Annotated in this window: 12 protein-coding genes; 5 read left to right on the top strand and 7 right to left on the bottom strand. The window is 34.4% G+C overall.

From position 1 onward, the window contains the following. The first annotated feature begins 156 nt into the window (after positions 1-156). A complete protein-coding gene (locus tag OA85_RS12115; RefSeq protein ID WP_039110045.1) occupies positions 157-831 on the top strand; it encodes a TonB-dependent receptor plug domain-containing protein in 675 nt (224 codons plus the stop codon). A 244-nt stretch (positions 832-1,075) separates the two neighbouring features. Here the strand turns inward: OA85_RS12115 and OA85_RS12110 are convergent, their stop codons facing one another. From OA85_RS12110 to udk, 6 genes are all read right to left on the bottom strand, one after another. Further along, entirely contained in the window at positions 1,076-1,636 is a 561-nt protein-coding gene (locus OA85_RS12110; RefSeq protein ID WP_039110044.1) for a DUF6642 family protein, read from the bottom strand. 47 nt (positions 1,637-1,683) lie between these two features. Then, positions 1,684-2,178: a hypothetical protein gene (locus OA85_RS12105; protein WP_052257240.1), complete on the bottom strand. Its 495-nt coding sequence runs from the start codon at positions 2,176-2,178 to the stop codon at positions 1,684-1,686. 339 nt (positions 2,179-2,517) lie between these two features. After that, on the bottom strand, positions 2,518-4,656 hold the full coding sequence (gene scpA, locus OA85_RS12100) for a methylmalonyl-CoA mutase (protein WP_039110043.1): 2,139 nt from the start codon (positions 4,654-4,656) through the stop codon (positions 2,518-2,520). A 62-nt stretch (positions 4,657-4,718) separates the two neighbouring features. Then, positions 4,719-6,086 (bottom strand): methylmalonyl-CoA mutase subunit beta, encoded by a 1,368-nt coding sequence (locus OA85_RS12095; RefSeq protein WP_039110042.1) that lies wholly within the window; start codon positions 6,084-6,086, stop codon positions 4,719-4,721. 43 nt (positions 6,087-6,129) lie between these two features. Further along, entirely contained in the window at positions 6,130-6,462 is a 333-nt protein-coding gene (locus OA85_RS12090; protein ID WP_197056083.1) for a septum formation initiator family protein, read from the bottom strand. 108 nt (positions 6,463-6,570) lie between these two features. Next, entirely contained in the window at positions 6,571-7,179 is a 609-nt protein-coding gene (gene udk / locus OA85_RS12085) for a uridine kinase (protein ID WP_039110041.1), read from the bottom strand. 153 nt (positions 7,180-7,332) lie between these two features. Between udk and OA85_RS12080 the strand changes: the two genes are divergently transcribed. The 4 genes from OA85_RS12080 to OA85_RS12065 all read left to right on the top strand — a co-directional run bounded on the left by OA85_RS12080 (position 7,333) and on the right by OA85_RS12065 (position 9,715). Further along, positions 7,333-7,914, top strand: a complete 582-nt coding sequence (locus OA85_RS12080) for a Crp/Fnr family transcriptional regulator (RefSeq protein WP_039110040.1) — start codon at positions 7,333-7,335, stop codon at positions 7,912-7,914. 90 nt (positions 7,915-8,004) lie between these two features. Further along, positions 8,005-8,757: a pirin family protein gene (locus OA85_RS12075; protein WP_082014165.1), complete on the top strand. Its 753-nt coding sequence runs from the start codon at positions 8,005-8,007 to the stop codon at positions 8,755-8,757. Between the two features lie 42 nt (positions 8,758-8,799). Beyond that, a complete protein-coding gene (locus tag OA85_RS12070; protein WP_039110039.1) occupies positions 8,800-9,330 on the top strand; it encodes a YceI family protein in 531 nt (176 codons plus the stop codon). A 73-nt stretch (positions 9,331-9,403) separates the two neighbouring features. Beyond that, positions 9,404-9,715, top strand: coding sequence for a hypothetical protein (locus OA85_RS12065; protein ID WP_039110038.1), 312 nt, complete (start codon positions 9,404-9,406; stop codon positions 9,713-9,715). A 51-nt stretch (positions 9,716-9,766) separates the two neighbouring features. On the opposite strand, the gene OA85_RS12060 is transcribed toward OA85_RS12065, so the two are convergent. Further along, entirely contained in the window at positions 9,767-10,648 is an 882-nt protein-coding gene (locus tag OA85_RS12060; protein ID WP_039110037.1) for an SDR family oxidoreductase, read from the bottom strand. Positions 10,649-10,722: the final 74 nt, after the last annotated feature.

Genomic DNA, 10,722 nt, shown 5'->3' with positions numbered 1-10,722 from the left:
GCATGGTTTGAATTGTGGTGAGATTGTCACTATTGGTCAGCTATTAAAAATAGAAGCTATTTGTTAATTAATTGAATTTTTATTTGATTTAATCATAATTATTAGAAAGTCTTACTTTTTTTATATATTTAATAAAAAATTATAAATCAAAAAATTATGAAAATTTCTAAAACACTACTGCTTATTTTGTTACTATTTGTTGGTTTTGGCTATGCGCAAAATAAGCTAACAGGAAAAGTGATGAATAGTAATAATAAACCCGTAGCTAATGCTAAAATATATTTAGATTCCATTTATTCAAATGTAGAAACGAATAAAAATGGAGATTTTGAGGTTCAACTTCCAGAAAAGGTTAAGGTGATTAATGTTTATTCTCATGAATATGGTTTGCTATCTTCTAAATATAGCAATGAAAGTATAATGAATTTTATGTTTCTGGAATCAGAAAAGTCCATAAAAGAACGTACAAAAAAAGGAGATAAAATTTCAATTGGTTATTCTGAAGTAGATAAAAAGTATAAGGTTAATAATTCTGAGGGCATCAGTTTGCCAAATGATAAAAATGCAATTACTTATAACACAATTTACGATATGATTAGAGGTCGTTTATCTGGAGTTACAGTTTCAAGGGACAATAGAATAACTATTAGAGGGGTTAGCTCTATTCGTAATATTTCGGAACCATTATTTGTTGTTGATGGAATGATTGTATCGAATATCGATTATATATCACCTAATAACGTAAAAAATATAAGTGTGTTAAAAGGAGCTGATGCTTCTATTTATGGATCACAGGCCTCTGCAGGAGTTATTGTCATTAAGACTAAATAGTTTTGTGAAAGTAATTCGATGATTTTATAATTGTATAATAAATCTGTTTGTCTTAACAGTTGCTGAATCTTTAATATATGATTAAGATTGTTTTATGAGGAAAAGAATATAAAAACAAGTAGTAAATTCTATTATTTAACCTGTTAAGTATACTTGTCAAAAAGTAATTATACTTAACGGGTTATTATTTATTGATATAGTTATCTGAATTAATTTTAGCTTTTGCGATGAGGGCATTCAATTTTTAATAATACAATCTAAAATCGAGCAGTTTACAAAGGGCATAGTGTTTCTCATATAATTCTTCTACAATTTCAACAATATTATCTTGTCCTTCAAATAAGCTAAAAAAAACTTTGTCGAGGGAACTGCTGGTTAATTTATTGAATCCCGTTCCATAACCAGAAACAGCTTTTGCTCCAGTAATATCTAAAAAGTATTGTGCTTCTTCTTCGTCTAAGTCTAATACTTTTGCATTTGCGAAATGCAAAATTTTACCTGTCATTTTTCCTTCAAAGAGTTCGGCTATTTCTTCTAAGCTATAATAATAGTCATTGAGGCAAATGTTGTTTCCTTCACCTGGCATGACTAAGTAGATGATTTCATAATCGGTAAAATTATGATCCTCATATAACAAGGTATTTAAACTTTCTTCTAATCCTTCAATAGTGTCGCATGTTTTATAAATGCTTGTAATACCTTGTTCAAAGGCTAATTGCTCTAAGTTTTTAACGACTTCAGTAGTGGTATAAGTTTCTACATCGGCAACGGCTTCGAGGCAGAAAATAAATGTATCAGAATCCATGAATTTAGTTTATCTAGATGATCATTAGGGTTGTTATGGACAATATATTAGTCTTCATCGTTTTCAAAAAAATCATTGAAGTCAAAATCATTATCAGTAGCTTTATCTTGCTCGCTTGGTGGAATGGCTCCTGGAGGATTAAATAGTCCCCATTCGTCCCAGATATGGTTATTGGAGTCAAAACTGGCTACCCATTCTATGAACAATAGTCTGAAATTGTTTAACTCTTTGCGAATGAACTCCACATATTCTAATTCTCTATAGTTTTTATACAACCGCAAACTGCCTACTTGGTCATACAAATGCATGGCATTTTCTCTAATTATTGCCGCATTTTGCATGCGAATGCTGTACAACTCACCAGCTTCTGCACCAGCAATTTTGGCAGGAATAATCATGGCATCTTCTTGCATTAAGTGTTTAGTGTCTTGTATATAGGTATCCTCATCAGGAAGCGAAGCTACTAAGCTTTCTACTAATTGATAAATCAATTCTGCTTTTTGGAAGAGTGGAAGATTGTGGGTTTCGTCTAAGCGGGACATTTATTTCTTTTTTTTAAGCTTTGATACTCTTATTTGTTCTTCTTTGTATGCTTGGATTCTGTAACTGATATCAAAATTACTGAAGAATAAAATTCGTTGTTAGCATTTAGCAATAAATAGTTATTAACCTTTTGGTTAAAAAGAAATCTCAGGGCTGGCTTTGTTACATTTTTTTTTTAATAAGAATAACTCTCAATCGAAGTTAGGGAGCTGAAAACCCCATTTTTTAAACATAAAGGGACTCTACTTTTAGAAGCTGAGGAATTGGTCAGATTTTAAACAAAAAAACACCAACCTTTCGATTGATGTTTTTTGAAATTGGTAGTAAAAAGGAGCTTTCTATTCGAAGCTTTCCATTAGAATTTCTAATATCTTGATGGCTGCTTCGCTAATTTTTGTTCCAGGTCCAAAAACGGCAACTGCACCAGCATCAAATAAAAACTGATAATCTTGTGCAGGAATTACTCCGCCAACAACCACCATGATATCTTCCCGACCATATTTTTTAAGTTCATCAATTACTTGAGGAACAAGCGTTTTATGTCCTGCCGCAAGAGAGGAAACGCCTAAAATATGTACATCGTTTTCTACTGCTTGTTTTGCAGCTTCAGCCGGTGTTTGAAAAAGCGGGCCAATGTCAACATCAAAACCTACATCAGCGTAACCGGTAGCAACAACTTTTGCTCCACGATCATGTCCGTCTTGCCCCATTTTGGCAATCATAATTCGAGGGCGACGTCCTTCTATTTTAGCGAAGGCATCAGCCATTTGTTTTGCTTTTTCAAAACTTTTGTCGTCTTTTATTTCTTTACTATACACACCGCTAAAGGATTTAATTTGTGCTTTGTATCTTCCAAAAACCGTTTCCAGCGCATCGCTAATCTCTCCTAATGTTGTTCTGTTTCTGGCAGCTTCAACGGCAATTTCCAATAAATTGCCTTGTCCAGTTTGAGCACAAAGTATTAATTTTTTTAGAGAGTTTTGCACTTTTTCAGTATCTCGGGTTGCTTTAATTCGGTCTAGTTGTTCCAGTTGTTGTTTGCGAACCATTTGGTTATCCACATCCAAAATCTGTAAAGGGTCTTCTTTTTCTAATCGGTATTGATTAACGCCCACAATAATATCCTGGCCACTGTCTATTCTCGCTTGCTTTCTGGCTGCCGCTTCCTCGATTCGAAGTTTAGGAATTCCGGATTCAATGGCTTTCGTCATTCCGCCCAGTTCTTCCACCTCTTCGATGAGTTTCCATGCATTTTCGGCAATTTCATTCGTTAGGCTTTCTACGTAATAGCTTCCAGCCCAAGGATCGACAGTTTTGGTAATTTTAGTTTCTTCTTGTAAAAAAATTTGCGTGTTTCTGGCAATTCTTGCCGAGAAGTCCGTTGGCAATGCTATGGCTTCATCCAAAGCATTCGTATGTAAAGATTGTGTACCTCCAAAAGCGGCTGCTGCAGCTTCAATGCACGTTCGAGCCACATTGTTGAAAGGATCTTGCTCCGTTAAACTCCAACCCGATGTTTGGCAATGGGTTCTCAACGCTAATGATTTATCGTCTTTTGGTTCGAATTGTTTTACCAGTTTCGCCCATATCATTCTTCCTGCACGCATTTTGGCAATTTCCATGAAATGATTCATTCCAATCGCCCAGAAAAAGGATAACCGTGGAGCGAATTCATCAATTTTCATTCCGGTCGCTAATCCTGTTTTAATGTATTCTAGTCCATCGGCTAGGGTGTAAGCCAATTCAATATCAGCAGTAGCTCCCGCTTCTTGCATGTGATATCCTGAAATAGAAATCGAGTTGAATTTTGGCATTTTTTTGCTGGTGAATTCAAAAATATCAGCAATGATTTTCATCGAAGGAGTTGGCGGATAAATATAGGTGTTACGCACCATAAACTCTTTTAAGATATCATTTTGTATCGTTCCCGAAAGTAATTCGGGTTTTACGCCTTGTTCTTCGGCAGCGACAATGTAGAAAGCCATAATGGGTAAAACGGCACCATTCATGGTCATGGAAACTGACATTTCGTCCAGCGGAATTTGGTCGAATAATACTTTCATATCTTCCACGGAATCAATTGCAACTCCTGCTTTTCCTACATCACCCACTACACGTTCGTGATCTGAATCATAACCGCGATGCGTTGGTAAATCAAAAGCGATAGAAAGTCCTTTTTGACCCGCAGCCAGGTTTCTTCTATAAAAAGCATTGCTTTCTTCGGCAGTGGAAAATCCTGCATATTGACGCACTGTCCAAGGTCGGCGAACGTACATTGTAGCATAAGGTCCGCGTAAATTTGGTGCGAAACCAGCCCCAAAATCAAGATGAGTAAGATGCTCAATGTCTTGTTCCGAATACGTTGGTTTTAGCTCAATTCCTTCTGCTGTGAGAAATGCATTAGCGCGTAAATTGTCACTTCCGACTTTCGATTTTTGACTTTCTAATTGAATATGTTGAAGATCTTTTCTTTTCATTTTTTTTTTGAACAATGAATTATAATATTTTGTAAATATTTTTTTAACGGAATACTAAACGCTTAGCTTTCTTTCTCTAATCTTTCCTGTTCTATTTTTTCGGCCAGTCGTTTTTCGATTATTGGCGTAATTAATGTTTTTCTCGGTTTTACTTTTACAAAAGGAAACAGTTCTAAATCGTGTTTCATTTTATCAGCTTTGTTTGGATGTTTGTTTGTGCCAAGTAAAATTTCTTTACCATTATCAAATAATTCTTGAGCCGTATCAGCACTTTCCTGAATTTTTCTTTTGATGATTCCGTCATTAAGTTGTTTCAGGAAACCACCATTAGACTCCATATCCTTGAATAAAGCCAACGATTTTTCGGCTAATTGATTGGTAAGACTTTCTATATAATAACTTCCGTCAGCCGGATTATTGACTTTGTCAAAATAACTTTCATTTTTGAGAATCAATAATTGATTTCTCGCGATTCGGTCTCCAAATTCATTGTCTTTATGATACAATGCATCGTAAGGTAAATTTGCAATTGCATCAGCTCCACCAATAATTGCCGACATACATTCAGTTGTGGTGCGCAACATATTTACGTTATAATCGTATAATGTTTTGTTGCGTTTTGTCGGCGAAACTATAATGTTGCAATCCAAGATATGGTTGTATTCTTGGGCAATCAAATTAAAAAGCAATCGCAAAGCGCGCAGTTTTGCAATTTCAAAAAAGTAATTTGTCCCAACTGCAACTTCGAAAACGATTGGTTGGTTTATAGATTCAATTCGGTTGAAATATTCATTGGCATGTCCTAAACTATAGGCAATTTGTTGTACCATATTTGCGCCTGCATTTTGATATAAAGTAGCATTGATACTTATTAAAGATACAGCTGTTGTTGCTGCCGAAAGTAAATTCAGCGTTTCAAAATTACTTTTTTCTTTGGTTACAAACCAGTTTCCGTCTTTGGCTAATTGCCCAATTGGGTCCAGATTGCAGAAAATTAGCGTATTGTTTTTCTTTGCAAATGCATCAATTTTTTTAACGAAATCGATTGAGATAAAACTCAAATGGAAGTAAACGGTAACTTTTTCCAAAGGTAATTTCTCCAATAGTTTTGTGATGTCAATCGATTCATTTTCTATTGTAAACCGAATGCTGTCCGCACCACGTTTTAGCGAATCTAATGCTCTTTCGATTGATTTTTCAAAATCATAGACAAATATGTTTTGGCAAATTTTGAATTGGGTGGCTTTTGTAGTAACCGCAAAAGCTTTCTTGAATTCATCTTTGTGGTAAAATGGTTTTACCTGAATGTCTTCAGGGGAATTCCATACTAAGGTTTCATTATAATCAGCTCCATTGAGTTCAAATTGGATTTTTTGTTTCCATTGTTTGGAAGAAATAGAATTGAAATCATCGAAAAGGTTTGCAGCCATTTTGTTTGTTGATTATTTTATGTTTTTTGAATAATTAAAATCTTTAATTATTTGTTTTTTTTTCAATCGTGTCGCCTTCGAATTCAATGATATATATATCTTCACTATCTTTTTTCATATAGTATTTCTCGCGGGCGTATTTTTCTATTTGTTCTGAATTCTTTAGCTCTTTGATGTTCTCCTGATCTTTTTTTATTTCGTCTTGGTAATACTTTTTATTGTCTTCCAGTTCTTCAATTTGCTTGTCCAGAAAGCGGTGGTCGAAATAGGAATAGTTATCCAGAAATATCATCCAAGTAGCAAAAAATAACAAGACCCAAATGTACTTGTTACTCAAAAATTTAAACCAAGATTTGTCTTTATACGGATTTGTCATTTTTATTTTTTTAGCCCCGATTACAGTGAAAATCCTTTTTATTTTTTTTGTCAAAAATAAAAAGATTGTAACAGAAAGCGGGAAATAGCTCCTAATAATTAAACTAAATTATAGTATTTTTTGATTTATTACCGCCCGAACTACGTCGATGGCTACGGTATTGTATTTGTCATTTGGTATAATAATGTCCGCAAATGCTTTTGTAGGTTCTATAAACTGCTCGTGCATAGGCTTTAATGTCGTTTGGTATCGATTGATTACTTCGTGCATATCACGACCACGTTCAGCAATATCGCGTCTCATACGACGGATTAATCGTTCGTCAGAATCAGCGTGAACGTATATTTTTACATCAAATAAATCTCTTAATTCTGGATTTGCCAAAATTAAAATACCTTCCACAATCATCACTTTTCGGGGATGTGTAAAAACGGTATCGTCAGTTCTATTGTGCGTTACAAAGGAATAAACGGGTTGATTGATGTTGTTTCCTTCTTTCAATGCTTTAAGATGAGTAACCAATAATTCGAAATCAATAGCCCGCGGATGATCAAAATTGATGAGTGCTCTTTCATCAAATGAAAGTCCGTGGTTTTCTTTGTAATACGAGTCTTGTGAAATAATACCTACTTCTGTCTCCGGTAATTCATTCATAATCTGATGAACTACGGTTGTTTTTCCGCTTCCTGTTCCACCTGCAATTCCTATAATGAGCATAAAAGATATATTATTTATTTATCAAAGCAAAAATAGGAATTTAATTGCGAGTGGTTTTTGTTTTTTGAGGAAATGTTGCTAATTTAATATATTTATTGCGTGTCATTAATTAGCATTTTTTTCTATCTTTAGTTTTCTAAAAATAGAAGCATTTTGTACTCACAAATCAATAGAAATATCAGTCGTTATGTGGCTTTTGAACCGAAAGAAATGGAAATTTTCAATTCTTTATTGGAATATAAAACCGTTCCTAAAAAAACGATTCTGCTTCATGAAGGCGAAATGTGCAACTTTGAAGCATTTGTTATCAAGGGTTGTGTCAGGAAATATTATATTGATGCCAATGGTTTCGAAGTCATTCTTCAATTTGCCATTGAAAATGCTTGGATAAGCGATATTTCTTTTAGTATTTATGAAGATAAACCGAGTCGTGTGTTTATCGAGACATTGGAAGATTGTGAGTTTTTCATGTTTAGTCCTGAGACAAAAGAAACTTTATTTGCCAAAGCACCCAAGTTTGAAAGAGCTTTCCGAATATTAATGCAACGCAATCTAGCAGTTACTCAGGATCGCTTATTCAATACCATTTCTAAAACGGCCACCGAGAAATATTTAGAGTTTCTGGAACATTATCCTACACTTTCACAACGCGTCGCCCAGCATTACATTGCTTCTTATCTTGGTATTTCTGCTGAGTTTTTAAGCAAAGTAAGAACCAAAATTGCCAAACTCTAAATTCTCGTTATTTTTCATTTCTTGTCCTAGTTCAATGCAGGCGCTTTTTTTTTGACGCAACTTTGCATCATACTATTAAAGAAAAGAACAATGGAAAATACAGATAAAATTAAAGACGGAGTTATCACTCATTCAGTTTTACACAAAGCCAATACTCGTGGTCACGCCAATCACGGTTGGTTGGAATCCTACCATACTTTTAGCTTTGCTAATTATCACAATCCGGAACGAACTAATTTTGGTGTTTTAAGAGTTTTGAATGACGACAGAGTAAATCAAGGAATGGGTTTTGGGAAACATCCTCATGATAATATGGAAATTATTTCTATTCCGCTCGAAGGTGATTTAGAACACCAAGACAGTATGGGAAATACTACCGTAATCAAAGAAGGAGATATTCAGGTTATGAGTGCCGGTACTGGGATTTTTCACAGCGAATACAACAAGAATAAAGACCAGTTGGTGAAATTTTTACAGATTTGGATTTATCCGAATCAAAAAAATGTAACCCCGCGTTATGATCAGGTTACTTTGAACTTAAAGGATCGTCATAATAAATTACAACAAATTTTATCTCCAAATCCTGAAGACGAAGGTGTTTGGGTTCATCAGGATGCTTGGTTTCATATTGGGAAATTTGACAAGGATTTTTCTACTTCTTATCAATTGAAAAAACCAGGAAATGGAATTTATGCTTTTGTTTTGAAAGGTGATTTCACAATAGGGAGCATCGTTCTAAATGAACGTGACGGATTAGGAATTTGGGATACCGAGACAATTTCAATCACTGCAAATTCTGTGGATGCCGAAATCCTTTTGATGGAAGTACCAATGAAATTGTAATCAGATAAATAAAAGAAATAATTAATATTAAAAAATACTACTATGTCAACAACAAAATGGGCAATAGACCCAACACATTCAGAAATTGGTTTTAAAGTAAAACACATGATGTTTACTACTATTTCAGGGAAATTTTCAAAATTTGAGGCTTCAATTGAATCAGAAGATACTGATTTTGAAAATGCAAAAATTGAATTTACCGGAGCAATCGATTCCATATCTACCGGAAATACTGATAGAGATACCCATTTATTAAGTCCTGACTTTTTTGATGCAGCGCAGTTTCCAGAAATTAAATTCTCAGCGACTTCATTTACCAAAGTTAATGAGGGCGAATATGAATTGGTTGGAGATTTAACCATGCATGGCGTTACAAAATCAGTAAAACTGGCAGCAGAATTTAGTGGATTAATGAAAGATCCATGGGGGAATACAAAATTAGCTTTCTCATTAGAAGGAAAAATCAATAGAAAAGATTGGGGACTAAATTGGAATTCAGCACTTGAAACTGGCGGAGTTTTAGTGGGTGAAGAAGTTCGATTGAATATAGAATTGCAATTTATAAAATTATAATTTTCACAAGAACTGAAATAGCAATCTCAAAAGATTATAATCTTTGAGGTTGCTGTTTTATAAAAGTTGAATTATGGAAACTACCAATATTCTTTACATAGGAAGACATATCGAAATTTTGGCAATTGTTGTCCGACTCATTAATTCTAATGAAAATTGGAATGGAGTAGGTGTCATGAATGATGAGGAGGCAAAGGAAATTTTTTGTCAAAAAGAGTTTTCACTGGTATTATTGGGTTCCGGAATTAAGAAAGAAAGTGAAATCAATTTGTGTGCTTTTTTTAAAAAGCAGAATCCCAATATAATTGTTGTACAGCATTATGGCGGAGGAAGTGGTTTGTTGAAAAGCGAAATTTTGGTTGCTTTGGAAAATAATAAAAATTAGCAGAAACAAAAAAGAGAGTCATTTATTGACTATCTTTTTTATTTAAAACTATTATTTGTTCTTTTTTGCTTTAATCATCATTTCCAACTGATCCCAAAGTTCTTCGGGAATAGCTTCCAGAATATTAAATTGTCCGGCGCCTTTGAGCCATTCGCCTCCATCAATAACAACAACTTCACCATTTACATAAGCCGAAAAATCAGAAACTAAATAAGCCGCTAAATTGGCTAATTCCTGATGGTCTCCCACGCGTTTTAACGGCACTTTTTTTGCCATATCAAACTTTTCGGCTAAATCTCCTGGCAATAATCTGTCCCAAGCCCCTTTGGTCGGGAATGGTCCCGGAGCAATCGCATTAGAGCGAATCCCGTACTTAGCCCATTCTACAGCAAGACTTCGTGTCATGGCCAAAACTCCAGCTTTTGCAGTAGCACTTGGCACCACATAAGCGGAACCAGTCCATGCATAAGTCGTTACGATATTTAAGATGGTAGATGATTTTTGTTTAGTGTCAATCCAATGTTTTCCAAAAGCAAGAGTACAGTTTTTTGTTCCTTTTAAAACAATATCAATTACGGTATCAAAAGCATTTGCAGATAATCTTTCTGTTGGTGAAATGAAATTTCCGGCAGCATTATTAAGTAAAACATCAACTTTACCAAAAGCTTTCAAAACTTCTTGTAACATGTTTTCGACTTCTTCATAATGACGCACATCACATTGAATAGGAAGACAAGTTCCGCCCGTTTCTGTTTCCAGTTCTGTAGCAGTATTTTTTAGTTTTTCTAAATCTCTGGATGTAATGGCAACTTGCGCCCCCAATTCCAAAAAATATTTAGTCATTGCTTTTCCTAAACCGCTTCCGCCACCAGTTACGACAATTACTTTGCCTTTTAGGGCATCATCCCGTAACATTTTATCTGTATAACTCATGTTTTGATATTTTTTTATTGTAAATATAATAAAATTAAATAGTATGCATGCATAATAAAAAAATAAAATTGATG

The sequence above is a fragment of the Flavobacterium sp. AED genome (assembly GCF_000812945.1).
Classification (GTDB): Bacteria; Bacteroidota; Bacteroidia; order Flavobacteriales; family Flavobacteriaceae; genus Flavobacterium.
The sequence above is the reverse complement of the archived record's forward strand: the minus strand, read 5'-3'. Positions and strand labels throughout refer to the sequence as shown.

What these genes read in the sequence shown, in the direction of transcription:
- OA85_RS12075 (WP_082014165.1), top strand. Translation starts at nt 8,005, where the DNA reads ATGGAAAATACAGATAAAATTAAAGACGGAGTTATCACTCATTCAGTT.
- OA85_RS12065 (WP_039110038.1), top strand. Translation starts at nt 9,404, where the DNA reads ATGGAAACTACCAATATTCTTTACATAGGAAGACATATCGAAATTTTG.
- OA85_RS12110 (WP_039110044.1), bottom strand. Translation starts at nt 1,636, where the DNA reads ATGGATTCTGATACATTTATTTTCTGCCTCGAAGCCGTTGCCGATGTA.
- OA85_RS12105 (WP_052257240.1), bottom strand. Translation starts at nt 2,178, where the DNA reads ATGTCCCGCTTAGACGAAACCCACAATCTTCCACTCTTCCAAAAAGCA.
- scpA (WP_039110043.1), bottom strand. Translation starts at nt 4,656, where the DNA reads ATGAAAAGAAAAGATCTTCAACATATTCAATTAGAAAGTCAAAAATCG.
- OA85_RS12090 (WP_197056083.1), bottom strand. Translation starts at nt 6,462, where the DNA reads ATGACAAATCCGTATAAAGACAAATCTTGGTTTAAATTTTTGAGTAAC.
- OA85_RS12115 (WP_039110045.1), top strand. Translation starts at nt 157, where the DNA reads ATGAAAATTTCTAAAACACTACTGCTTATTTTGTTACTATTTGTTGGT.
- udk (WP_039110041.1), bottom strand. Translation starts at nt 7,179, where the DNA reads ATGCTCATTATAGGAATTGCAGGTGGAACAGGAAGCGGAAAAACAACC.
- OA85_RS12095 (WP_039110042.1), bottom strand. Translation starts at nt 6,086, where the DNA reads ATGGCTGCAAACCTTTTCGATGATTTCAATTCTATTTCTTCCAAACAA.
- OA85_RS12060 (WP_039110037.1), bottom strand. Translation starts at nt 10,648, where the DNA reads ATGAGTTATACAGATAAAATGTTACGGGATGATGCCCTAAAAGGCAAA.
- OA85_RS12070 (WP_039110039.1), top strand. Translation starts at nt 8,800, where the DNA reads ATGTCAACAACAAAATGGGCAATAGACCCAACACATTCAGAAATTGGT.